This is a genomic window from Tsukamurella ocularis (assembly GCF_965138335.1).
GTDB lineage: Bacteria > Actinomycetota > Actinomycetes > Mycobacteriales > Mycobacteriaceae > Tsukamurella > Tsukamurella ocularis_A.
Genome location: NZ_CBCSDV010000045.1, coordinates 1 through 24,176, shown reverse-complemented (window position 1 = coordinate 24,176; position 24,176 = coordinate 1). Strand labels below are relative to the sequence as shown.

Genomic DNA, 24,176 nt, shown 5'->3' with positions numbered 1-24,176 from the left:
GCTCGTNCGGGTGCGGCCGCTGCCGCCGCCCCCGTACGAGCGGGGCAGCGGCGCCCAGCGCAAGCAGGGCGGGGACCGTTGGGTGCGCCCCTCGCAGGGGCAGGACGGCGGCAACCCGCGGCGGCGTCCGCTGCAGCCGCCGAGCGCGCCCCGGTGGGGCAAGACGGGCGAACGCCCGCCCTCCGACGAACCGCCAACCCCGCGTTAAGCACCGCGCAACCTGCGTCGCGGTAGATTCTTACCGCTGCACACGTACAGGAGCGGAGGTGTGTTCGTGGCGTCGCAACCCGGAGAATCGATCGCGGGGTACGTGATCGAGTCGGTCCTCGGGACCGGAGGCATGGGCACGGTGTACCGCGTGCGGCATCGCACGCTGCCCCGGTCCGTCGCGCTCAAGGTGCTGCAGACCCAGCTCTCCGCCGATCCGTCGGTGCGCGCCCGGTTCGATCGCGAGGCCGACCTGATCGCGGGGCTCAAGCACCCGCACATCGTCGACGTCTACGACCGCGGTGAGTCCGACGGGCACCTGTGGATCGCCATGGAACTCGTCGAGGGCGGCAACCTCGCCACCACGGTGCAGCGGGACGGCCAGTTCAGCCTGGACCGCACCGTCGCCGTGGTCGAGCAGGTGGCCGACGCCCTCGACTACGCCCACCAGCACGGGATCCTCCACCGCGACGTCAAGCCCGCCAACTTCCTCGTCGACCGCGGTCGACGCGGCGAGCAGGTCAAGCTCGCCGACTTCGGGATCGGGGCCGCCCAGACCGACGTCGGGCAGAACACGCAGGCGGGCACCGTCGTCGGCACCCTCGCCTACACCGCCCCCGAGGCGCTGCTCGGGCACCCGGTGGACCACCGCGCCGACGTCTACTCGCTGGCCTGCGCCACGGTCGTCCTGCTCACCGGCGCGCCGCCCTTCACCACCACCATCTCGGGCCAGCTCATGCTGGCGCACATCAGTCAGAACCCGCCCAGCGTGCGGCTCAAGCGCCCCGATCTCTCGCCGGAGGTCGATCACGTCCTCGGGCGCGCGATGGCGAAGAACCCCGCGGACCGGTTCAACACCGCCGGCGACTTCGCCGACGCCCTGGCCGCCGCCGCGCGCCGCATGTCGGGGGCGTCGGGCATGTCGCCGCTCACCGCGCCGCAGGGCGTCAACTGGCAGGGCACGCCGTCGAATCCGGCACTCGCGACCGGGTTCAACCAGCCCGGCCCGCTCTCGCCCGGCGCGCAGGGACTGCCACCCGGGGCACCGACGGGGCTGCTCGGCCCCGTCGGGCCCGGGGGGCCCCGCCCCGGCGGACCGGCGGGCCCGGGCGGTCCGATGGGGCCGAGCTCGCCGTCGATGCCGGTGCACCGCGGCCCGGGGGCGGCATCGCCGAAGCGCACGAAGCTGCTGATCGGTGGGGCCGCGGCGCTCGTCGTGGTGCTCGCGGTGGTGCTGGGCATCGTCCTGCTCGGCGGCGATGGGGACGACGACGGCCGTCCGGCCCTCGACGCCTGGAGCGCCCGCACCGTGACGGACGTCAACGGCTCGACGGAGCTCGCGAACCGGCCGCAGCGGATCGTCGCGCTCGGACCGGGCGATGCGGAGCTCGTCGCCGCCCTCGGCTTCGAGGTGGTCGCCGGCGCGAACGGCGCGAAATCGGAACTGCCGTCCTGGGTGTCCGCGCTGTCGGGGGTCCCGACCGCCGGCACCTCGACCAATCCCGACAAGTCGGCGATCGAGAAGGCGAACCCGGACCTGATCCTGGACACCGATCCGGATGCCGCCGAGAAGGCCAAGGACCTGAAGTCGCTCGCCGGCGGTCGCGTGATCGCGGTCCCCGCGGACGGCAGGGCCGGCTGGACCTGGCAGCAGCAGCTGGCGTTCATCGCGGAGGCGCTCGGCGCGAAGGACCGCGCCGATGCCGTGAAGAAGACGTACGAGGGCCGCATCACGGCGCTGCGGTCGGCGCACCCGGAGTTCGCGGGCAAGAAGATCGACGTCGTCCACTACGACGGCAAGGCGACCAAGCTGGCCGGCAGCTCGGCGAACGCCCTGCAGTTGCTGGGGCAGCTCGGCTTCGCGACGCAGACCCCCGTCGACGGCAGCGGTTCGTGGCTGAACCTCGCCTCCGGCGACATCTACAAGGCGGTGAGCTCGAGCGATGTCGACCGGACGGTCGTCGCGCGCACCGATCCCGCGGGGGGCAACGGCGGCTTCGACGGCGTCCCGTCGTCGTTGACGTACGGCGTGCCGATCATCATCCTGGACCGGACGAACGGTGTGGACGCGCTCCTCTACGGCGGTCCGCTCGCGATCGATACGATCGAGCAATCGGTGGTGCCCGCGCTGACGAAGGGACTCAAGTGATGGCCGAGCAGACCCTGACCGCCGAGGATCTCGAGCGGTACACGACGGCCCTGGCCGAGGGGAAGAAGCCGCTCGTCTACCTCATCGAGGGGGTCCCGAGCCTCGGGCTCGACGCCGGCGCGTCCGCCCGGGTCATCGAGGTCGACGGTGCCGTCGTCACCGTCAAGCCGACCGGTGTCGACGATCAGTTGCCCTACGACGCACGGGAACTGCGCGCCACCAAACAGCCCAAGCCGGCCAAGCGGGCGTCCAGGCCCGCGGCCGCGAAGCCCGCTCCGGTGAAGGCGGCCGGTGCGGCGAAGCCGGCGGCATCCGCCCGGGCGGCGCGGTCCGTCGCGATCACGGTGTACGTGGGGGCCGATAACACCGCCTCGCTCAAGGTCACCCGGAACGCGCAGAAACCTGCGGGCGCGCAGGAGATCCCGTTGCCCACGCTGCACAAGGCGCTGGCCGGTCTCGGCGACAAGGAGGCGCTGGCCGCGGTCGACGAGGTGCTCTCCGCCGCCCGCGACGCCGCCGCGGACCGCGTGGCAGCGCTGCAGGCGGAGCTCGCCGCCGCGAAGAAGTCGCTCGCCACGCTCGATCGGGCGAAGCGGGGGAGCGGCTCGGCCCGCGCGCGGTAGCCCGGCTCGCTAGGGTCGAGCCATGGCACTCGACTTCCCGCACCTGGACCTGTCCGCCGACGAGGTACTGACCAGCACCCGCTCGGTGCGCAAGCGTCTCGATCTCGACCGGCCCGTGCCGCTCGAGGTGATCACCGACGCGCTCGAGGTGGCGCTGCAGGCACCGTCGGGCAGCAACGCGCAGGGCTGGCACTGGATCGTGCTCACCGATCCCGAGCCCAAGAAGATCGTCGCCGAGTACTACCGCAAGTCCTACTTCGCCTACGCCGAGGCGGGCGCGGCGGCGCGGGCCGCGAAGCCGCCGAAGGACCTGGAGACGGCGGAGAAGGTGGCCTCGAGCGCGACCTACCTGGCCGAGGTCATGGAGCAGGTGCCCGCCCTGGTGATCGGCGCCATCCACGTGCCCGGCGGCGAGCTGCCGACGGGTAACCAGGCCGGCCTGTGGGGCTCGCTGCTCCCCGGTGCGTGGAGTCTGGCGCTCGCGCTCCGCGAGCGCGGTCTCGGATCCGCTTGGACCACATTGCATCTGGAGTACGAGCGCGAGGTCGCCGAGGCGCTCGGCATCCCCGAGACCGTCCGCCAGGGCGTGCTGCTGCCCGTCGCCTACACCAAGGGCACGGACTTCAAGCCCGCCAAACGCGCCCCGCTGGAGACGGTGCTGCACGTCAACCGCTGGTAGGCCGACGGTCCGCCGCGATCTTCGGTGCGTTCGTGCGGTGAGGAACCGGCGTGTCGTCGACGACACGCACCGAGGATCATCTGGGCGTCCAGCCGCGGTCGTACAGGGCTTTGCGTGTCTGACGGAGCAGTTCGGGCCGGCCCGCGGTCGAGAGCGACCAGTCGTTCGCCAGAACGACGGTCCACCCGTGGTCGTTCTGCAGCCGGTTCCAGCGTTGGACGTCCCGCCGGTGCTGGTCCCGGTCGCGGTGGTGGCCGCCGTCGTACTCGACCGCGACCCGGAACTCCTCGGCCCCGAGGTCCACGCGGTAGCGACCGCGGGCGATCTTCACCTGGGGTTCGAAGACCGTCAGGCCCGCGCGATGGAGGAGCAGCCGGGCCCGTGTCTCCTGGGGTGACTCCGCGCGACCGTCGACCTCGGCCAGGACCCTGCGCACCCGGCTGGACCGGTGCAGTCGGGGGTGCGACGAGAGGTACCGCTCCATCTCGTCGACGGAGGTGACGAGCCGGCCGAAGCGATCGACGCGGATGCACTGATCGACGGCGGCGATCGCCTCGTCGCCGTCGACGAACCGCGCCAGATCGATCGCGGTGCGCACCTCGCTCGTCAGCGCGAACCCTTTGCGCTGCAGGATGTCCGACGGCGGCATCGCGCACCGTCGGATCACCAGGCCGTCGCGCCGACGGTGCTCCGGTAACCACAGCTCGAGGGGGCGGTCCCCGTCGGCGTACGGCACCGCGTGCATCCGGGCGGCGGTCCACCCGCAGAACACGGCGGCGGGGTACACCTGCATCACCGCCCGCCGCCGGTCGGCGAAGGTGACCTCGTCCTCGATCGGCAGGCGGATTCCGCGGAGGACCTGCTGGTACTCGGTGCGGATCCGATGTGCGGTCTCGGTGACCGCCAGCTCCGACGTTCTGCGTCCCATGTGGATTGGACGCACCGGCTACTCGGTCGGTTCCGGTCGACGCGATCTTCGGTGCGTTCGTGCGGTGGTCCCTCGGCGTGTCGTCGACGACACGCACCGAAGATCGGGGGGCGTCGGATCAGAGGCCCAGGGCGGCGTCGACGAGGTGGACGAGCTCGTCGTGGAAGCGGGGCCGGCCGCGGAGGCGGCGGGTGCGGGCGAAGTCGTTGGCGATGGTCATCGCGGCGCCGACGGCGATGCGGGCCCCGGCGGGATCGATGTCGGATCCCGCGGCGAGCAGCGCCACCCAGCGCGCGACGTAGGCCTTCTGCGCGGCGAGCAGGGCCTCGCCGCCGGACTCGATGACGACCTCGCGGCCCACGGTGAACGCGACGGCGAGGTCGGTCGAGCTCACCAGGTTGGCGGCGTACGAGCGCACCAGCGCGCGCAGTTCGGCGCGAGGGTCACCGTCGGCGACACCGGCCGCGCCGACGACGCCGATCTCGAGCGCCGCGCGCGCCCGCGCGACGATGCCCACCAGGATGGAGCCCTTCGACGGGAAGTGCCCGTACACGCTGGGGCCCGAGATGCCCACGGCCGCACCGATGTCGTCCATGCTGACGGCGCTGTAGCCGCGGGAGAAGAAGAGTTCCGAGGCGGCGTCGAGGATCTCGTCGCTGCGCAGCACGGGGGCGCGACGGGGCGGGGGCGCGGGCAGCCCCGGCGCGGTCGACGGTGCCGCGCGCAGCACGCGCCGGGCGATCACTTCGAGATCGGCGCGGTACCGGCGGATGCCGATGCGGCCGCGGCTGGGCGGGACCGAGCCGCCGACGGCGAGTACGGCCCAGGTGAGGACGCGGGCGTCGTCGTCGGTGAGCTCCGGGTGGTCGCGGCGGAGCACCGCGGTCCACGAGCGGAGCACGCCCTCGCTGGCGGCGATCATCTCCCGCGCCTGCTCGGCCGTGAGGTGGCGGCGGTTCCACCGCCACAGGGCCAACGGGCCGGGCCGGGACACGGCCATCGCGAAGACGGCGGAGGACAGGTCCTCGAAGGTGGCGCCGGGACGGGCGAGCACGCGGGCGGTGGTCTCACCCATCTCGTCCACCGCGGAGCGCATGGCCGCCGCGAGGATGGCCTCCTTGTCCGGGAAGTGCCGGTAGACGCTGGGTCCGCTGATCCCGGCGGCGCGCGCGATGTCGGCGACGGAGACCTTGCCGTACCCCTGCTCGAGGAACAGCTCGGTCGCGACGTCGACCAGTTGTCGACGCCGCTCTGCCGGGCGCAGGCGCGTGCCCGCGGTGCGAGGTGCAGGTGCCATGATTAACGTCACAATAGCCCATCGTGGGCGTTTCAAACCAGGATCCACCTGGCGGTCTTTCCAAATAAGCTACAAGTGGTTAGCCTGTAGGAGTGACGGGCTTCGTGGTATCCGCGGGGGCCGGGAACACCTTCTTCGAAAGGACGGGAAGACCAAGTGTCTGACGCATTCATCTACGAGGCGATCCGCACGCCCCGTGGCAAGCTCAAGAACGGCTCGTTGACCGCGATCAAGCCCACCGACCTGGTGGTCGGCCTGATCGACGAGATCAAGGACCGGAACGAGAACCTCGACCCGGCGTCCGTCGACGACATCGTGCTCGGCGTCGTCTCCCCCGTGGGCGAGCAGGGCGCCGACATCGCCCGCACCGCCTCGATCGTGGCCGGCCTGCCGGACACCGTCGCGGGCGTGCAGATCAACCGCTTCTGCGCCTCGGGCCTCGAGGCCACCAACATCGCCGCGCAGAAGGTCGGCTCGGGCCTGGGCGACGACCTGGTCCTCGCCGGCGGCGTGGAGTCGATGTCCCGCGTGCCGATGGGCTCCGATTTCGGTGCCCTGTTCTACGACCCGCAGTACAGCTACGACAACTACATCGCCCCCCAGGGCATCGGCGCCGACCTGATCGCGACCATCGAGGGCTTCTCCCGCGACGACGTCGACGAGTACTCCGCGCAGTCGCAGGACCTGGCCGCGAAGGCGTGGGACGAGGGGCGCTTCGCGAAGTCCGTCGTGCCCGTCAAGGACCAGAACGGCCTCGTCGTGCTCGACAACGACGAGCACCGTCGTCCCGGCACCACCGCCGCCGACCTCGGCAAGCTGCGTCCCGCGTTCACCGTCGTCGGTGAGATGGGCGGCTTCGACGCCGTCGCGCTGCAGCGCTACAACACGGTCGAGAAGATCAACCACGTCCACACCGGCGGCAACAGCTCGGGCATCGTCGACGGTGCCGCGCTCGTCCTCGTGGGCAACGAGGCCGGCGGCAAGAAGGCCGGCCTGACCCCGCGCGGCCGCATCGTCGCCACTGCGTCGACCGGCGCCGACCCGACGATCATGCTGACCGGCCCGACGCCGGCCACCGAGAAGGTGCTCGCCAAGGCGGGCCTGACCAAGGACGACATCGACGTCTGGGAGCTCAACGAGGCCTTCGCCTCCGTGGTCCTCAAGTGGATGAAGGACTTCAAGCTCGATCGCGAGCAGGTCAACGTCAACGGCGGCGCCATCGCGCTGGGCCACCCCCTCGGCGCCACCGGCGCCATGCTGGTGGGCACCGTGCTCGACGAGCTGGAGCGCACGGGCGGCCGCTACGGCCTCATCACGCTGTGCATCGCCGGCGGCATGGGCTCGGCCACCATCATCGAGCGCGTCTGACGCCCGCCGGAACAACAGGAGACTGAAGAAACATGTCTGACAACATGATCCGCTGGGAGCAGGACGCCGACGGCATCGTCACCCTGACGATGGACGACCCGACCAGCTCCGCGAACACCATGAACGAGCTGTACGGCACGTCCATGCGCGCCACCGTCGACCGCCTCGAGGCCGAGGTCGAGTCCATCACCGGTGTCGTCATCACCTCCGCGAAGAAGACCTTCTTCGCCGGCGGCAACCTGACCGAGATCCGCAAGGCCACCAAGGCCGACGCGCAGCAGGTCTTCGACAACGTCCAGGAGATCAAGAAGGACCTCCGTCGCCTGGAGAAGCTGCCCAAGCCCGTCGTGGCCGCCATCAACGGCGCCGCGCTCGGCGGCGGCCTCGAGATCGCCCTCGCCGCGAACCGCCGCATCGCCGCGGACGCCAAGGGCAGCAAGATCGGCCTCCCCGAGGTCAGCCTGGGCCTGCTCCCCGGCGGCGGCGGCGTGACCCGCACCGTCCGGATGCTCGGCCTGCAGGGCGCGCTCATGGGCGTGCTGCTCCAGGGCACCCAGATGAACCCGACCAAGGCGCAGCAGACCGGCCTGGTCGACGAGGTCGTCGGCACCGTCGACGAGCTGCTCCCCGCCGCGAAGGCGTGGATCAAGGCCAACCCCGAGGGCGGCGTGCAGCCCTGGGACGTCAAGGGGCACCGCATCCCCGGCGGCTCGCCGATCGACAAGACGCTGGCCCCCAACGCCCCGGCCTTCCCGGCCAACCTGCGCAAGCAGCTCAAGGGCGCGCCGATGCCGGCGCCGGAGGCCATCATGGCCGCCGCGTTCGAGGGCACCTACGTCGACTTCGACACCGCGCTCGAGATCGAGTCGCGCTACTTCACCAAGCTGGCCACCGGCCAGGTGTCGAAGAACATGATCAAGGCGTTCTTCTTCGACCTGCAGCACATCAACGGCGGCGGCTCGCGGCCCGAGGGCTACGACAAGTACCAGGCCAAGAAGGTCGGCGTCATCGGCGCCGGCATGATGGGCGCGGCCATCGCGTACGTCTCCGCCAAGGCCGGCATCGAGGTCGTCCTCAAGGACATCGACCTGGACGCCGCGAAGCGGGGCAAGGCCTACTCGGAGCAGCTCGAGGCGAAGGCGCTGGCCAAGGGCCGCACCACGCAGGAGAAGTCCGACGCGCTGCTGGCCCGCATCACCCCCACGATCGACCCGCAGGACTTCGCGGGCGTCGACCTCGTCATCGAGGCCGCGTTCGAGTCGGTCGAGGTCAAGAACAAGGTCTTCCAGGAGATCGAGGACATCGTCGAGCCCGACGCCATCCTCGGCTCGAACACCTCCACGCTGCCGATCACCATCCTCGCGGAGGGTGTGAAGCGCCAGGAGGACTTCATCGGCATCCACTTCTTCTCGCCGGTCGACAAGATGCCGCTGGTGGAGATCATCCGCGGCGCGAAGACCTCGGATGCGGTGCTGGCCAAGGTCATCGACTACACGCTGCAGATCAAGAAGACCCCGATCGTCGTGCACGACAGCCGCGGCTTCTTCACCTCCCGCGTGATCGGCACGTTCATCAACGAGGCCCTCGCGGCCATCGGTGAGGGCGTCGACCCGGTGTACCTGGAGCAGGCGGGCCAGCAGGCCGGCTACCCGGCCGCGCCGCTGCAGCTGGCGGACGAGCTGACGCTCACCCTGATGCAGAAGATCCGCCTCGCGACCGAGACCGCCCTCAAGGCCGAGGGCAAGGACGTGCCGCAGCACGGCGCCTTCGCCGTGGTGGACTGGATGGTCGAGAACGGCCGCACCTCGAAGAAGGACGGCGCGGGCTTCTACGACTACGCCGAGGGCAAGCGCACCGGCCTGTCGAAGGGCTTCCAGGAGCACTTCAACTCGGGCTCGGCGAAGCCGGACTTCGCGGAGCTGCAGGAGCGGATGCTCTTCATCGAGTCGATCGAGACCGTGCGCTGCTTCGACGAGGGCGTCATGGACTCCGTCGCCGACGCCAACATCGGCTCGATCTTCGGCATCGGCTTCCCCGCGTGGACCGGTGGCGTGCTGCAGTACATCAACGGCTACGAGGGCCGCCCGGGCACGCCCGCCGAGGGCCTCACCGGCCCGAAGGCGTTCGTCGCGCAGGCGAACGCTCTGGCCGCGAAGTACGGCGAGCAGTTCACGCCGCCCGCCTCGCTGGTCGCCAAGGCCGAGGCCGGCGAGACCTACGAGTAGGACGCACCGCCACCCGGCATGAACACCGACAGGGCCGGCACCGTCGAGAAGACGGTGCCGGCCCTGTCGTCTGTCGAAACGGGTCCGCGGGTGCGGACTAGACCTGCGGTCGGATCCGGTTGATCGTGGAGCGGATCTGGATGCCGTGGAAGATCTCGACCAGGCCGAGCGCGATCAGCACGATGCCGGTGGCCAGCACCAGCGACGGGATCGAGTCGTACGGGTAGATCACGACGAAGGCGCCCGCCACGACCGAGAGGATCCCGAGGATGATGCCCCACACCTTGCCGGGCGCGCCCTTCGGGAAGTCGTTGTAGAGCGACAGGCTCGCGATGCCGCGGAAGATCCAGCCCACGCCGATCCAGATGGCGAGGAGCACCAGCGACTCGACGACGTCGCGGAACGCGACGACGGCCAGCACGATCGAGATCGCGCCGCTCAGGAACGTGAGCAGCCGCCACCAGAAGCTCTGCGACGAGAGGACGCCGAACGTGGCGACGACCTGCAGGACGCCGGTGATGAGCAGGTAGAGCGCGAACAGGATCGCCACCACGTGCAGCGTCGGCTGCGGCCAGGCGAGGAGCACGATGCCGAGGATCGCGGCGATGGCGCCGATGGCGATCGCCGACTGCCAGGTGCGCTGGGCGACGTCGGCGGCGAAGCCGCGCACGTCGCCGATGATCGAGTGGCCGGTATCGGCCGGACCGTTCGGGTAGGTGGACATGATCTCCCTCTTCTCGTGAGACGTTCCCGGCGAAGGACTGAGGTGAACCTGGGTTCGTCTCGCTCGCCGTCGACAGACAATCACACCAGGCCGAATTTTGCGATACGAACCGAGGGCAGGAATCGTCGCTGTTCGAACTCCGGTCCCCGCGCGCGATGCGGCGGGGCCGTGGTGATCGGATGCCGCGGCACGCGGGAGTCGTGCCGATCGGCGGACCGTCGGGCTACTCGGGGCCGGCCTCGATGACCTGCTCGGCGACCTCCGCGAGGCGGACGTTGCTGTCCTGGGACAGGCGGGCGAGGAGGCGGAAGGCGGCGTCGGAGTCCAGCTTGTAGCGCTCCATGATCATGCCCTTGGCCTGGCCGATCACGTCGCGCGTGGTCAGCGCCGCGCGGATCTGCTCCTTCTCGCGCACGGCGGAGAAGGCGACCGCCGCGTGCACGGCGTAGAGCGAGCCGATGGAGATGGACTCGGCGTCGAAGGCGTGCGGCTCGCGCGCCATGAGGTCCAGCGTGCCGTAGGCCTCGTTCTGCACGTAGAGGCAGAACGACAGGATCGAGCCGACGCCGGCGGCGTGCGCCGCGGAGGCGAATCGCGGCCAGCGGTCGTCCGTGGACGTGTCCTCGAGCAGCAGGATCGTGGTCGCCTCGAAGGTCGCGCCCACGCTGGGCCCCTCCTCGAGATCGCGCTGCACATCGGCGACGCGCTGCGCCTCCTCGCCGATCACCACGGGGTGCGAGATGCCGCCCTTGGGGTCGACGAGGGTCACGCAGGCGAAGTCCGCGCCGGGCACCTGGTCGACCGCGAACTGGGTGGCGGCGGTGAGCAACGACTCCGAGTCCGACGACTGCTCGCGCAGCAGCCTCGCGATCTCGCCCATCCGCTCGCTGAGGGTCAGTTCCTCGAGCGGGACCTCGGGTGACTCGTGGACGACTCCGAGGACGGAGGGGAGTTGTTCACTGGACTGCTTGCGTGAGTGCACGGCCACCCGTTCTCCGTGCCGGCACGGCACGGGGTCACATCATGGGTATCCGCCGGTTGCTGGACGGGACGTTCGAAGGTCGTTACTGGTCGGTCTCACCATATCGAGACCCGACGGTCCGGGTCCAAAAACAGGCGATCCCCGGCATCGACGTCGAACGCGTCGTAGAACTCGGGCAGGTTGGAGACGATGGCATTGCAACGGAATTCGGCGGGTGAGTGCGGGTCGATCGCGAGCCGGCGGATCGCCTCTTCGGGCCGCGACTTGCCCCGCCAGACCACGCCCCAGCTGAAGAACAGGCGCTGCAGGCCGGTCAGGCCGTCGATCCGCGTCGACTCGTCGTCGACGGTGCCGCCCGCCCGCTCCCGCGCGATCGCGTACGCGACGAGGGCGATGCCGAGGCCGCCGAGGTCGCCGATGTTCTCGCCCACCGTGAAGCCGCCGTTGACGTGGTGCTCGCCCGGCTCGCCGGCCAGTTCGCGCGGCACCAGCGCGTCGTACTGCTCGATGAGCGCCGTCGTGCGCTTGCCGAACTCCGCGCGATCGGCGTCGGTCCACCAGTCCGCGAGGTTGCCGTCACCGTCGTACTTGGCGCCCTGATCGTCGAAGCCGTGGCCGATCTCGTGCCCGATCACGGCGCCGATGCCGCCGTAGTTCACCGCGTCGTCGGCCGTGGGGGAGAAGAACGGCGGCTGCAGGATCGCGGCGGGGAAGACGATCTCGTTCATGCCGGGGTTGTAGTAGGCGTTCACCGTCTGCGGCGTCATGAACCACTCGTCGCGGTCGACGGGGGCGCCGATCTTCGCGAATTCGCGGTCGTGCTCGAAGGCCTCGCCGCGGCGCAGGTTGCCGACGAGGTCGTCGCGGCGGATCTCCAGCGCGGAGTAGTCGCGCGCGGTGTCCGGGTATCCGATCTTCGGGGTGAACTTGCCCAGCTTCTCCAGCGCGCGCTCCCGGGTGGCCGGGGTCATCCAGGGCAGCTCCGTGATCCGGCGGCGGTAGGCCTCGACGAGATCGGCGACCAGCGCCTGCATCCGCTCCTTGGACTCGGCGGGGAAGTGCTGCGCGGTGTACAACTCACCGACGGCGAAGCCGAGGTACTGCTCGACCAGGGTGACGCCGCGCTTCCAGCGCTCGCGGATCTCGGGCGTGCCGGTCAGGGCGGTGCCGTAGAAGGCGAAGTGCTCGTCGACCAGTGCGTCGGTGAGGAAGGGGCTGCGCGCGTGCAGGACCCGCCACGCGAGCCAGGTGCGCCACTGGTCGAGCGGCCGGTCGGTGAGGAGGCTCGCGGCGTGCGCGGCGAAGGAGGGCTGCCGCACGTTGACCTCGGCGAAGGCGGCGCCGTCGGGCGTGCCGGTGACGGCGGCGACCCAGGCCGCGGGTGCGACGCCGGGCGCCTCGTCGGAGAGCTGCGCGAACGTGCGCAGGTTGTAGCCCTTGTCGGCGTCGCGCCGGGCGACGACGTCCCAGTGGCCCGCGGCGATCGCCGTCTCGAGCTCGAGGACCTGTGCGGCGGCCGCCTCCTCCGCACCCGGGGCGACGACGCCCTCGAGCACGTCGGCGGTGAGGCGGAAGGTGGCGGCGACGTGCGCGGTGAACTTCTCCCGGATCGGCGCGTACTGCTCCTCGCGGTAGTAGGCCTCGTCGGGCAGCGAGATGCCGCTCTGTACCAGGTTCACCAGGTAGCGGTCCGAGCGCTTGGCGTCGGTGTCGACGTAGTAGCCGAGCAGCCCGCTCACGCCGGTGCGCTGCAGGCGGCCGAGCACGGTGACCAGTTCCTCCGGCGTGCCCACCTGCCGGACCTCGGTGAGCTCGTCGACCAGCGGCTCGAGGCCGGCCGCGGCGATGCCCGCGGTGTCCATGAAGCTGGCGTAGAGGCCGCCGATGCGGGCGGTGTCGCCGGCGGCGCCGGGCTGCTCGGCGCAGTCCTCGATGATCGCGCGCACCGTCTCCTCCGCGGCGTCGCGGAGGGCGTAGAACGCGCCGTCGGTCGAGCGGTCGGCGGGGATCTCGTGCGCGTCCAGCCAGGCGCCGTTGACGTGCCCGAACAGGTCGTCCTGCACGCGGATACCGGCGTCGACGTGGCTGAGGTCCAGAGCGGGGGAATTCGTCACCCGTCCATCCTGCCAGCCTGCACTCATGTATCTCACATGGTGGGAGAAGTGACTCGTCAGTGTTCCCTATGACGTCGCACACCGTTAGCGTGCCAGGTGATGTATATCGCAATCAGGGTTAGCCTGATTCGTCGCTGAGAAGTTAAAGGGGATTCTTCGATGGGTCTGACACGTCCGCGACTCCGGCTGACTCTCGCCGCCGTGCTGACGGCGTTCGTGCTGATCGCAACCTCCATCACGGTGCCCGGACTCGGCGCGCGCGCGGGCGCGGAACCCTGGAAGCCGGGCCCCGGCGTCGCGGGCATGATCAATCCCGAATGGACCGCCTCGCACGACGGCCCGACCCAGTACCCGAACATGACCGTGGACTGGGACGTGCCGATCCGGATGTCCGACGGCACCGTGCTCAAGGCGAACGTCTTCCGGCCCGCCGACGCCGCGGGCCGCGCGATCACGACGAAGACCCCGACGATCGTCAACATGACGCCGTACACGAAGTTCGTGAGCGCGCTGGCGCAGGTCGCCGTGAACACCCCCGTGCTCTCCGACGCGCTGATCGGCATCCTCAACCTGTTCAACTTCGCCGGCACGCCCATCGCGGGCGTCAACGACCTGCGCGATGTGCTCAACGGCGGCATGGCGAACGCGTTCACCGGCGTCGACCGCAAGCTCGTGCAGAACGGGTACACGCAGGTCGTGGTCGACGTGCGCGGCACCGGCAACTCACAGGGCGTCTGGCAGGTGTTCGCCGAGCGCGAGCAGAAGGACACCGGCGAGGTGCTCGACTGGGTGCGCGGCCAGCCGTGGACCAACGGCCGGATGGGCATGACGGGCGTCTCCTACTCGGGCATCAACCAGCTGCAGGTGGCCGCGACGAACCCGAAGGGCCTGCAGGCCCTGTTCCCGGTGGTTCCGGGCGCCGACCTGGCGGCCGACATCATCGCCCCGGGCGGCGGCCTCGGCGTGGGCTTCCTCGGCCCCTGGCTCGCCCTGGTCAACATCCTCAAGTTCGTCCCCGACGTGCGCTCGATGCTCAACGGGACCTTCGACTGGAAGTGGCTGCAGGACCGGATCCAGAACCCCGCGGTCTTCGTGCCACAGCTGCTCTCCGGCATCTTCTCGCCCACCGTCGAGCAGCTGGACCCGAAGACCAAGGAGCTGGTCGACAAGAACTCGCCGGTCCGCGCGGCCTACCGCACGCCGCTCGACAAGATCACCACGCCGACCTTCGCCCTGGGCGGCTGGCACGACCTGTTCACCAACACGGAGTGGCGCCTGCCGACGGAGCTGAGCAGCCTACCGAAGAGCAAGAAGAAGCTCATCATGGGCGACTCGTACCACGTGACGGTCACGCACGACATGGGCGGCGTGAACCAGCCGCCGCGCGCCGACGTGCTGCAGAAGGCGTGGTTCGACAAGTGGCTCAAGGACGTCGACAACGGCATCGACAACTACGCGCCGGTCACGGTGCACCGTAAGGGCGGCGGCTGGTGGCAGGGCGACACCTTCCCCGAGCCCGGTCAGAAGTACCAGCGGATGTACCTCTCCAGCCTGTCCTCGGGCTCGGCGCCGGGGTCGCTGTCGGACAACAGCCTGCAGACCGCACCCCCGAAGATCGCGGCGCGCCGCACCGTCGGCCCGGGGCTGTCGACGTTGTGCTCCAACGACACCGGGCAGGCGATGTTCGGCCTGCTCGTCTTCCAGGGCTGCGCCGCCGACAACCGGGTGGCGGAGATGAACGGCCTGACGTTCAGCTCGAAACCGGTCGCGAAGTCGACCGTGGTCTCCGGCCCGATCAACCTGCACCTGACCACCACCCAGGACGCGAAGGACGCCTACTGGAGCGTGATGGTCACGGACGTCTCGCCCGACGGCCGGTCCGAGGTCATCAGTTCGGGGCAGCTGACCACGTCGCTGCGGCAGATCGACGAGTCGCGCAGCATCCGCACCGCGGGCGGCGATTACACGGCGCCCTACTACCAGCTCGACGTCGCGCAGCGGCAGCTGGTCAAGCCGGGCCAGGTCGTCGAGCTCGACATCGCGACCCACGCCGTCAGCGCCGTGCTCAAGCCGGGTCACCGGCTGCGCGTCGACGTCTTCGCACTCAACCTGATCAAGTCGCTGACCGTCGGGCCCGTGACCTCGGAGACGCGGTTCCAGCCGCAGCACGTGGTGATCGACCCGAAGCGGCCCAGCTACCTCGTGGTGCCCTCGGACCGCCCGCTCCCGTAGTCGCCCGGGCGCGGGGCGGTCAGCCGCCCAGGCGGGTGCGCATGCGCCAGAACAGGAGCTCGGCACCGTCGGGCCCGGCGGTCACCCGCCGCCCGTCCCCGACGGTGCGCAGCGAGTCACCGTCGGCGAGCCCGACCGGGCCCGTCGTGGACTCGGCGAGCGCGGCACCGTCGGCCAGGTAGAGGTGCCCGAAGGGCGCGTCGGGCAGGTCGACGACGCCACCGGGGGCGAGCCGCGCCGCGAACAGGGTGGCGCCGCGATTGCCGATCCGGATCGCGGCGTCCTGCCCCGGTTCGCCCGATGCGACCGGGACGAGCCCGCCGGCGGCGAGGTCCGCGTCCACCTCGCGCTGCTCGTACGACGGTGCGCCGCCCGGCTCGTCCGGCAGGACCCACATCTGGACGAACCGGACGTCGGCGCCCGCGGGGTCGGGGCGGTCGTTGCGCTCGGAGTGCAGTACGCCCGTGCCGGCGCTCATCCGCTGGGCGAGGCCGGGGTGGACCAGCCCGGCGTGTCCCTCGCTGTCCTGATGGACGAGCGAACCCGCCAGGACCCAGGTGACGATCTCGACCGCGCGGTGCGGATGCGTGTCGAAGCCCGTACCCGCCGCGACCTGCTCGGCGTTGCACGCGAGCAGGACGCCGTGGTGCGTATTGTCCGGGTCGTAGTGGTCGCCGAAGGAGAAGCAGTGCCGCGACCGCACGCCCGGCATCGTCGACGTGGCACGGTCCGATGAGCGAACCAACCGATCCATATCCCCAGGATGCCATGTGCGGACCGGTAAACTCCGCGGCCAGGGATGCCGAACGCACCATGAGCAGCGAGGAGACCACGTGAGACGCAGCGGCCGGGCACGGTACGGCGCCGCGGCGGTGGCCTCCGCGCTCCTGCTCGCACTCGGGTCCGGCCTGGCGGCGTGCGGGGACAGCGATGTCGCCGAGGTCCAGAAGATGCTGGACGGCTACGGCTCCGCGCTGGGCGAGGGCAAGGCCGTCGCGGCCGCCGCGTTCACCTCGTCACCCGACGTGGCCGGCGGCGTCATCGGCCGCACGCTGCGCGACATGAACGCGAAGTCCGTGGAGGTGAAGGCCTCCAACGTGCAGCGCTACTCCGGCGGCAACGCCACCTTCGACGTGCAGACGCACTGGAACTTCGGGAACGGCCGCGACTGGGACTACACGACCAAGGGCAGCGCCTCGCAGCTCTCGATCGGCTGGCGGATCTCGTGGGACCCCGCGGTGCTCGCGCCCGGCCTCACGCCCGATACGGCGATCCGGCAGATCCGGACCGACGCGAAAGCGCCGAAGGTCTTCGCCGCCGACAAGTCGGAGCTGATGTTCGCGGGCACCGTGCACCGGCTCACGGTCGACCCGGGCCGGACCAAGAACCTCACCGACAGCCTGAACCGGGTCGCGAAGATCGTCTCGCCCGTCGCGCCGCTCGTCACGCCCGAGGCCCTCGCCGCGAAGGCGAAGGCCGATCCCGGCAAGCCGGTGCCCGTCGTGGACCTGCGCGACGACGACTACGGCGTGCTGGGCGACGCGCTCACCGCCGTGCCCGGCCTGCAGGACACCACCGCGGGCGACCTCCTCATCGCCAACCGGCAGCTGTTCTCCCCGCTCTTCGACGGGATCAAGGCCGCCTGGCAGGCCAACCGCGACGAGACCGCCGGCTGGGAGGTGCAGCTGCTCACGAACGGGAAGCCGCCCACCAAGATCGTCGGCTTCCAGGGCCCGCCCGGGCCCGACCTGCGGACGGCGATGGATCCCAAGGTGCAGCTCGACGCCGAGAACGCCGTGGTCCAGCTGGGGCAGCCCGCCGCCATGGTGGTGCTCTCCGTCTCCACCGGCGCCGTGCTCGCCGCGGCGCAGAACACGCAGGCCAGCGGCATCGCGACCGACTGGGCGCTGAACGGCCTCTCGACCACCGGGCCGGTGCTGGAGCCGCTGTACAGCGAGGTGAACGCCGCCGCGGGCAACGACGCCGGGAAGCAGGCGAAGCTGCTCGCCCCGCTCGGCATGGGCACCGACTTCGCGATGACCGGCGTGAAGACGAAGACCGCGGAGCTGCCCGGCACGGGTGGGCGGGGCGCATCCGAGCTCGGCGCCGACTCGGTCAAGGCGACCCCGTTCGGCATGGCCGTCTTCGCGTCCGCGATCGCCAAGGGCAGGACCACCGCGCCCTACGTGGTGCAGGGGCAGACCGCGAAGCCCAGCGCGCCGCTCGGCGACGTCGACGACAAGGTTCTCAAGGCGGTGCGCGCGAAGATGGACTCGACCGTCTCCCCGTCGGGCGACGGCAGCGACCTGGTCTCGACCAAGGCGAAGGGGCTCGTGGGCACCAACGGCCCGGAGGGGCCGGGCTGGTTCATCGGCTACCGCGGCGACCAGGCGTTCGCGATCATGGTCACGGGTGAGCGCTCCGGCGCCGGATCGCTGCAGGTCGCGAGCGCGTACCTGAAGTAGGTCAGACCTTCGCCGGTGTGCTCGCCCGCCGGGACAGGACGACCCGCGCGACGGCGCGCCAGCCCAGCAGGAACAGGCCCAGCGCGATGGTGGCGACGATCACGAAGCTGGGCTCGACGCCCTTCGAGGTGAGCAGCCCCCGGGCCGTCATGCCGAAGGCCACCGTCGAGACCCAGATGATGACGCCGGCGGGGAACACGCGCCCCGGGGCGAAGGTGGCGGCGCGGCCGGGCTCGTGGCCGCGCAGCGCCGCCAGCACGTAGGTGAACGCCCAGCCCACGGCCAGCGCGAGCAGGAACGGCCAGGCGGTCTCGGCGAAGCCGGACGGCGAGAAGGCCTCGTCGTGGTTGAACCGGCCGATCACCACGAACAGCAGGACGAAGACCACGTCGAGGGCGGCGATGACCGGGATGCGCATACGGCAACGGTAATTGATCCGTCGCTCCCGCCGGGAATCCGATGGCGGGCTGTGACGGCACGCGGCCGGGGCGCGGTCCTCCCAACCGCGGCCCCGACCGGGCCTGACCCCCTCGCCCCCCTCCACTCCGGGGCGCCGTGAGCGTTGCGGGTCTCTCGCTCACAGGAACGACGATGCCCGCCGGCCCTTGAGCGCCGGTTGGGGCGCGCTAAATCCGCTGGTCGGTGCCGGTCGACGGTCCGCCCTCGTCCGACGGTCCGGGCGGATCAGCGGGTTCGGGCGGGTCGGTGTCGGGCGGGTCGGCCGGCCCGGGCGGATCGGTGTCGGGCCCGGCTGCTGCGGCCTCCGCCCGGGCCGCCTGCTCGGACGGCTTCTCGCCGTTCTTGTCCGGGGCGTCGGGGTCGATGTCCATGGTGCTGCGGTACGAGACGAAGAAGACGACCCAGCCGACGACGACCACGAGAACGTAGCTGATCAGGCGGTACAGGATCGTCGCCGTGAAGGCCTGGCTCAGCGGCATCCCCGCCAGCACGAGCGCCGGGACCAGGGCGCCCTCGACCAGCCCGACGCCGCCGGGGATCGGGCTGATGGTGTTGACCACCTTGGACGCCGCGTAGGCACCGGCGAGGGCGGCCAGCCCGGGGGCCTCGCCGACCGCGTAACAGGCGAACGCGAGGCAGGCCACGTCGGCGATCCAGTTGAACAGCGACCAGCCGAAGGCCTCCGCGCCGTAGCGGCGGCTCATCTTCACCGACTGGAGCTGCTCGATCACCTCGCGCAGCCGGGCCAGGCCGGTGTCCTCGGGCTTGTTGCGCAGCTCGTTGATCCAGCGGATCAGGCGCGCGCCCACCACGTAGAGGCCGTCGGGGTGCGAGGCCACGTACTGCACGAGCACGATGAAGACGACGAGCATGCCCACCGAGAACAGCACCGAGTACGGGCTGGTCTTCGCACCGGCGAGCAGGGCGCCCGCGACGCCGAGCACGGCCAGGCCGGCCGACATGAGCAGGCCGCTCATCACGATCTGCCAGGCCGCGACCACCCGCGAGGCGCCCCACGTGCGGGTGCGGCGGTAGACGAGGGTCGGGGCCAGCACCTGGCCGCCGGGCATCGTCTGCGAGACGGAGTTCGAGGCGAGCTGCAGGCCCAGCGCCTGCCGCTGCGTGACCTTGACCCCCGCGGACCGGAGCAGGACGCGGGTCACCTGGGCGAACGAGTCCATCGAGAAGAAGACCGCGATCACGCAGGCCAGTACCCATTCCCAGCGGATGTGTTCCAGCTCGCGGACGGCTTTCGAGACCGTCGGCCCGAACAGGTACACCTCGACGCCGAGCACGATCGCGACGATCAGCAGCAGCGCGCGCCGGACCCACCTCAGCCGCCGCCGGGTCACGGCGGGGTCCTTCGGGGGCGTGTCCTCGGGCGGCGGGCCGCCGGAGGGCTCGGCGCCGGGGGCGGGCGCGTCGTCGTCTGCCTGCATCGGCGCCAGCCTACTCAGCGGTTAACGTGGGCACATGCAAGGCCTCGCATCGCGGCTGCGGCGCGTCGAACCCGTCGGCGACGAAGCGGACGTCCGCAGCTCCGACGGCGATCCCCGCGCGCCGTTGTGGCGCGGCGCCCAGTGGTTCCGCGCGCTGTCGGTCGTGTACGCGGTCGGTCGGCAGATCGACGAGGCCGACCGGTACCAGCGGATCGGCTGGAGCTGGGTGATGATCGGCGCCGTCGTCGCCGTCAGCCTGATCGCCGGGATCGGCTACGCGCGCGGGTTCGGTCGCAACCGGTGGTTCGTCGCCGGCGAGTTCGTGGCGGCCGCCGTGCTGGCGCTGGGCACGATCTGGGTGGCTTCGCCCGAGTTCACCGCGAACAACCAGGCCCTGCCCACCACTCTGTGGCTCACCAACCCGGTGGTCTCGGCCGCGATCCTCGGCGGCCCCGTGGCCGGGGTGATCGGCGGCATCGCGATCGCCGCGGTGAACGCGATCTACCGCGGCACCTTCCCCGAGACCATCGTCCGCGACGCCAACTACCCCGTCTTCATGGCCGTCGGCCTCGGCCTCGGCGTCGCGGCGCGGGTCGCGATCCGCTCGCAGGAGCAGCTCCGCGAGGCCGAGCGCGTCGCCGCCGAGGCCCGGGCCCGGGAGCGGCTCGCCCGGGAGGTGCACGACGGGGTGCTGCAGGCGCTGGCCTTCCTCGCCCGACGGTGCGCCGCGCTCGGCGGGCCGGGGACGGAGCTGAGCGCGCTGGGGGAGCTCGCGGCGCAGCAGGAGCGGGCGCTGCGGCAGCTGATCGCGGAGACGCCGTCCGGTGCCCCCGCGCCCGCCGGGGCGGAGGGGGAGGGCACCGTCGACCTGCGGGACCTGCTGCGGCCCCTCGCCTCCGCGACGGTGACGCTCGCCGAACCCGGCGGAGCCGTGCCGCTGCCCGCGGGCCCGGCGGCCGAGGTGGCCGCGGCCGTGCGGAACGCCCTCGACAACACCGCGCGGCACGCCGGACCGGGGGCGCGCTCGTACCTGCTGCTCGAGGACGTCGGCGACGCGGTGCTGGTCACCGTGCGCGACGACGGTGCGGGAATCGCGCCGGGGCGCCTCGAGGCCGCGCGGGCGGAGGGCAGACTGGGGGTGTCGGAGTCGATCGTCGGGCGGATGCGCGCGCTCGGCGGCCGCGCCGACCTGACCACGGACGTGGGAGAAGGGGTGGAATGGGAACTGTGGATACCGCGAACGTAGACCCGGCCGGCATCGCCGTCCTGGTGGTGGACGACCACCCGATGTGGCGCGAGGCCGTGGCCCGCGACCTCGAGGCGCGCGGCTTCGCCATCGCCGGGACCGCCGATTCGGTGGCCGCCGCGGGCCGGATCGCGAAAGCCGTGCAGCCCACCGTGGTCCTCATGGACATGTCGCTGCCCGACGGGAACGGCGCCGCCGGCACGGCGCTCGTGCTCGAGGCCGCGCCGACGGCGCAGGTGCTGATCCTCTCCGCCTCCGACGAGCGCGACGACGTGGTGGAGGCCGTCAAGGCCGGCGCCTGCGGCTACCTGGTCAAGAGCGCCTCCGCGGAGGAACTGGTCGCGGCCGTGCACGCCACCGCCGCCGGGCAGCCGGTGTTCACCCCCGGCCTCGCCGGGCTGGTGCTGGGCGAGTTCCGGCGCATGGCGTCGGCGCCCGAGCCCGCCGGTCCCGGGCTCACCGCCCGGGAGACCGAGGTGCTGCGGCTGGTGGCGAAGGGCCTGTCCGCCAAGCAGATCGCCACCCGCCTGCACCTGAGCCACCGCACGGTCGAGAATCACGTGCAGGCCACGCTGCGCAAGCTCCAGCTCGGCAACCGGGTGGAACTGGCCCGCTACGCCCTGGAGAACGGGCTGGACTAGGTCCTGTCCTACGCCTCGTCGGGATCGGGCGTGAGGGCGTGCGGCGGGTGCCCGGTGAGGTACTCGGGGCTGAGCAGCGAGGCGAGGGTCGCCTCGTCGAGCAGGGCGCGCTCGCGGACGATCTCGACGACCCCGCGCCCGGACTCCAGCGCCTCCGCGGCGACGGAGGTCGCCGCGGCGTAGCCGATGGTCGGGCTCAGCGCGGTGACGACGCCGATGGACTCGGCGACCATCTGCTCGAGGCGATCCCGGTTCGCGGTGATCCCGGAGACGCAGCGCTCGCCGAGCACGCGGGCGCCCCGCGTGAGGTGGGTGATCGACTCGACCAGCGAGCGGGCGATGATCGGCTCGAAGGCGTTGAGCTGCAACTGCCCGCCCTCGGCGGCCATGGTGATGGTGACGTCGTGGCCGATCACCTCGTAGGCGATCTGGTTCACCACCTCGGGGATCACGGGGTTGACCTTGCCCGGCATGATCGAGGATCCCGCCTGGACCGCGGGCAGGTGGATCTCGGCCAACCCGGCGCGCGGCCCCGACGACAACAGCCGCAGGTCGTTGCAGGTCTTCGACAGCTTCACGGCGATCCGCTTGAGCACGCCGGAGAGCTGGACGAAGACGCCGACGTCGGCCGTGGCCTCGATGAGGTCGGTGGCGCCGACCAGCTCGTGGATGCCCGTGACCTCGCGCAGCTGCTCGATGACCTGGCGGCGGTAGCCCGGGTGGGCGTTGAGGGCGGTGCCGATCGCGGTGCCGCCGATGTTCAGCTCGTGCAGCAGGCGCGTCGCCTCCTGCAGCCGCACGATGTCCTCGCCGAGCGTCGTGGCGAAGGCGCCGAACTCCTGACCCAGCGTCATCGGGACGGCGTCCTGCAGCTGGGTGCGGCCCATCTTGAGGATGCCCGCGAACTCCTCGGACTTCGCGGCGAACGTGCCGCGCAGCTCCGAGAGCGCCTCCGCCAGCTCGGCGAGCTGGGTGATGAGTGCGATCTTGATCGCGGTGGGGTAGACGTCGTTCGTGCTCTGGCCCAGGTTCACGTGGTCGAGCGGGTGCAGCGCGGCGTAATCGCCCTTGGGGCGGCCGAGGTGCTCGAGGGCCGCGTTGGCGATCACCTCGTTCGCGTTCATGTTCGTCGACGTCCCCGCACCGCCCGCGATGGTGTCGACCACGAACCACTCGTGCAGCCCGCCGCCGCGGATCCGCTCGCACGCCGCGACGATCGCGGCGGACCGCTCCTCGTCGAGCAGACCCAGCTGCCGGTTGGCCGACGCCGCCGCCTGTTTCACCGCGGCCAGCGCGTGCACGAGATGGGTGTGGATCGCGATGGGCACCCCGGTGATGGGGAAGTTCAGGAGCGCCCGGGCGGTGTGGGCGCCGTAATAGGCGTCGGCGGGGACGTCGATGTCGCCGAGCAGGTCGTGCTCGCTGCGCGTCTGGGGAGTGGTCATCCCATGATCGTCGCGCACCGGCGCCGCTCGCTCGGCGGTTCGGCGGATCAGCTTGTGCGCCCGGTCCGTCCGGTGCTGGGCTCGGCCGTGAGGGGGACGCCCGACGTGGCGAACACGTCCAGCACCTCGGCGTAGAGCTTCGCGCCGAGGGCGGCGCGGACGTCGTCGGCGTGGGTGAGGCGGAAGCCGAAGGGCTCGTCCTCGGGGGTGCCGAAGCCGCCGCGCAGGCAGTCGACGAGTGCGTCGAGGTTGCTGCCGAAGTAGCCGTCGGGGCCGTTCACGGCCCGGCCGAGCTCGGTGTAGAAGTCGGCCGCGCCGGTCACCCGACGCCCGTCCACGGTGTAGGTCTTCACGTCTCAGGCTCCCGTCACGATGCAGAACGAGGCGTAGTGGTCGCCCGTGTAGTACCAGTCGGGCGGGGAGGTCAGGGGCGTGCCGCCGGTGACGATGCGGCGCGCGCCGCGGGTCGACGAGCCGGGCGTGATCACGGTGTACTCGTGGTAGTAGCCGGACGCCTTCGCCGGGAGGATGCCCTCGCGGTTCTGGAAGACCACCCCGTCGTTCTTGGGGTACGGGAACGGCCCGCCCTGGTGGATGAGGTTCGCGGTGTCGGTGGCCTGCGCGGGCAGGGACGACAACGCGCAGGTGGGCAGGGCGGCGGAGGCGGGGGAGACGGTCGCGACGGTGACGCCGAGCGCCACGACGACCGATCCCGCGAGGCGGGTTGCGGTGCGCATGATCAGAAGTTAGCCGAAGTAGATGATGACCGGGTGGCGGCGCGGTGAACGTCCTGGACCAGTTGCGCAGCCTGGCCGCTGGGTCGATGGCGGTGCCGAATCCGGCGATGGCCGGCGCCGGGTGGGGGATTCGGCGCCGCGTGGGGGACGTTCGCTCCCCCGCTCGACGACCGGCGTCACGTGGGGGCAGGACCGCGGGGTGGGGGACATGGCGAT

20 protein-coding genes and 1 pseudogene are annotated in these 24,176 nt (G+C 71.3%); 10 read left to right on the top strand and 11 right to left on the bottom strand.

The window, feature by feature from the left end; all coding sequences use genetic code 11:
- Positions 1-7: 7 nt before the first annotated feature.
- The 4 genes and pseudogenes from ACNAYW_RS23420 to ACNAYW_RS23405 all read left to right on the top strand — a co-directional run.
- A pseudogene (locus tag ACNAYW_RS23420) lies at positions 8-208 on the top strand (hypothetical protein); the annotation flags it as partial.
- Between the two features lie 66 nt (positions 209-274).
- Positions 275-2,356, top strand: a complete 2,082-nt coding sequence (locus ACNAYW_RS23415) for a serine/threonine-protein kinase (protein ID WP_415852024.1) — start codon at positions 275-277, stop codon at positions 2,354-2,356.
- Positions 2,356-2,979 carry a hypothetical protein gene (locus ACNAYW_RS23410; protein WP_415852023.1) on the top strand — a complete coding sequence of 208 codons (624 nt, stop codon included), beginning with the start codon at positions 2,356-2,358 and terminating at the stop codon, positions 2,977-2,979. Before ACNAYW_RS23415 ends, ACNAYW_RS23410 begins: the two co-directional genes overlap by 1 nt.
- Before the next feature lie 22 nt (positions 2,980-3,001).
- Positions 3,002-3,658, top strand: coding sequence for a nitroreductase family protein (locus ACNAYW_RS23405; protein WP_415852022.1), 657 nt, complete (start codon positions 3,002-3,004; stop codon positions 3,656-3,658).
- Between the two features lie 76 nt (positions 3,659-3,734).
- Here ACNAYW_RS23405 and ACNAYW_RS23400 read toward each other — a convergent pair whose 3' ends face one another.
- On the bottom strand, positions 3,735-4,586 hold the full coding sequence (locus ACNAYW_RS23400) for an endonuclease domain-containing protein (RefSeq protein WP_415852021.1): 852 nt from the start codon (positions 4,584-4,586) through the stop codon (positions 3,735-3,737).
- Between the two features lie 118 nt (positions 4,587-4,704).
- Positions 4,705-5,883 (bottom strand): TetR/AcrR family transcriptional regulator, encoded by a 1,179-nt coding sequence (locus tag ACNAYW_RS23395; protein ID WP_415852020.1) that lies wholly within the window; start codon positions 5,881-5,883, stop codon positions 4,705-4,707.
- A gap of 156 nt (positions 5,884-6,039) precedes the next feature.
- Here ACNAYW_RS23395 and ACNAYW_RS23390 point away from each other — a divergent pair, with 156 nt between their 5' ends.
- Complete coding sequence (locus tag ACNAYW_RS23390) at positions 6,040-7,251, top strand: acetyl-CoA C-acetyltransferase (RefSeq protein WP_415852019.1); 1,212 nt, start codon at positions 6,040-6,042, stop codon at positions 7,249-7,251.
- Positions 7,252-7,283: 32 nt separating this feature from the next.
- Positions 7,284-9,476 (top strand): 3-hydroxyacyl-CoA dehydrogenase NAD-binding domain-containing protein, encoded by a 2,193-nt coding sequence (locus ACNAYW_RS23385; protein WP_415852018.1) that lies wholly within the window; start codon positions 7,284-7,286, stop codon positions 9,474-9,476.
- Between the two features lie 97 nt (positions 9,477-9,573).
- Here the strand turns inward: ACNAYW_RS23385 and ACNAYW_RS23380 are convergent, their stop codons facing one another.
- The 3 genes from ACNAYW_RS23380 to ACNAYW_RS23370 form a co-directional block, all read right to left on the bottom strand.
- On the bottom strand, positions 9,574-10,200 hold the full coding sequence (locus ACNAYW_RS23380) for an HdeD family acid-resistance protein (RefSeq protein WP_415852017.1): 627 nt from the start codon (positions 10,198-10,200) through the stop codon (positions 9,574-9,576).
- Between the two features lie 223 nt (positions 10,201-10,423).
- On the bottom strand, positions 10,424-11,182 hold the full coding sequence (locus ACNAYW_RS23375) for a GAF and ANTAR domain-containing protein (protein WP_415852016.1): 759 nt from the start codon (positions 11,180-11,182) through the stop codon (positions 10,424-10,426).
- 95 nt (positions 11,183-11,277) lie between these two features.
- On the bottom strand, positions 11,278-13,323 hold the full coding sequence (locus ACNAYW_RS23370; RefSeq protein ID WP_415852015.1) for a M13 family metallopeptidase: 2,046 nt from the start codon (positions 13,321-13,323) through the stop codon (positions 11,278-11,280).
- A gap of 132 nt (positions 13,324-13,455) precedes the next feature.
- On the opposite strand from ACNAYW_RS23370, the gene ACNAYW_RS23365 reads away from it, so the two are divergent.
- Complete coding sequence (locus ACNAYW_RS23365; protein WP_415852014.1) at positions 13,456-15,528, top strand: CocE/NonD family hydrolase; 2,073 nt, start codon at positions 13,456-13,458, stop codon at positions 15,526-15,528.
- 19 nt (positions 15,529-15,547) lie between these two features.
- Here the strand turns inward: ACNAYW_RS23365 and ACNAYW_RS23360 are convergent, their stop codons facing one another.
- Complete coding sequence (locus tag ACNAYW_RS23360; RefSeq protein WP_415852013.1) at positions 15,548-16,282, bottom strand: pirin family protein; 735 nt, start codon at positions 16,280-16,282, stop codon at positions 15,548-15,550.
- Positions 16,283-16,361: 79 nt separating this feature from the next.
- On the opposite strand from ACNAYW_RS23360, the gene ACNAYW_RS23355 reads away from it, so the two are divergent.
- Positions 16,362-17,993 carry an NTF2-like N-terminal transpeptidase domain-containing protein gene (locus tag ACNAYW_RS23355; RefSeq protein ID WP_415852012.1) on the top strand — a complete coding sequence of 544 codons (1,632 nt, stop codon included), beginning with the start codon at positions 16,362-16,364 and terminating at the stop codon, positions 17,991-17,993.
- A 1-nt stretch (position 17,994) separates the two neighbouring features.
- Here the strand turns inward: ACNAYW_RS23355 and ACNAYW_RS23350 are convergent, their stop codons facing one another.
- Together ACNAYW_RS23350 and ACNAYW_RS23345 are read right to left on the bottom strand one after the other, a co-directional pair.
- Positions 17,995-18,411, bottom strand: a complete 417-nt coding sequence (locus ACNAYW_RS23350) for a DUF3054 domain-containing protein (protein WP_415852011.1) — start codon at positions 18,409-18,411, stop codon at positions 17,995-17,997.
- Positions 18,412-18,619: 208 nt separating this feature from the next.
- Entirely contained in the window at positions 18,620-19,891 is a 1,272-nt protein-coding gene (locus tag ACNAYW_RS23345) for a lysylphosphatidylglycerol synthase transmembrane domain-containing protein (protein ID WP_415852010.1), read from the bottom strand.
- A 34-nt stretch (positions 19,892-19,925) separates the two neighbouring features.
- On the opposite strand from ACNAYW_RS23345, the gene macS reads away from it, so the two are divergent.
- Positions 19,926-21,137, top strand: a complete 1,212-nt coding sequence (gene macS / locus ACNAYW_RS23340; protein WP_415852009.1) for a MacS family sensor histidine kinase — start codon at positions 19,926-19,928, stop codon at positions 21,135-21,137.
- Positions 21,110-21,778, top strand: a complete 669-nt coding sequence (locus tag ACNAYW_RS23335; RefSeq protein WP_415852008.1) for a response regulator — start codon at positions 21,110-21,112, stop codon at positions 21,776-21,778. The genes macS and ACNAYW_RS23335 overlap by 28 nt, the downstream gene beginning before the upstream one ends.
- Before the next feature lie 8 nt (positions 21,779-21,786).
- On the opposite strand, the gene ACNAYW_RS23330 is transcribed toward ACNAYW_RS23335, so the two are convergent.
- Genes ACNAYW_RS23330 through ACNAYW_RS23320 form a run of 3 tightly spaced genes read right to left on the bottom strand, consistent with a single transcriptional unit; the run spans position 21,787 to position 23,960 of the window.
- Positions 21,787-23,223: an aspartate ammonia-lyase gene (locus tag ACNAYW_RS23330; protein ID WP_415852007.1), complete on the bottom strand. Its 1,437-nt coding sequence runs from the start codon at positions 23,221-23,223 to the stop codon at positions 21,787-21,789.
- Between the two features lie 47 nt (positions 23,224-23,270).
- On the bottom strand, positions 23,271-23,576 hold the full coding sequence (locus tag ACNAYW_RS23325) for a barstar family protein (RefSeq protein ID WP_415852006.1): 306 nt from the start codon (positions 23,574-23,576) through the stop codon (positions 23,271-23,273).
- Positions 23,577-23,579: 3 nt separating this feature from the next.
- The gene (locus tag ACNAYW_RS23320; RefSeq protein WP_415852005.1) at positions 23,580-23,960 is read right to left on the bottom strand and encodes a guanyl-specific ribonuclease; all 381 of its coding nucleotides are present in this window, start codon (positions 23,958-23,960) and stop codon (positions 23,580-23,582) included.
- Positions 23,961-24,176: the final 216 nt, after the last annotated feature.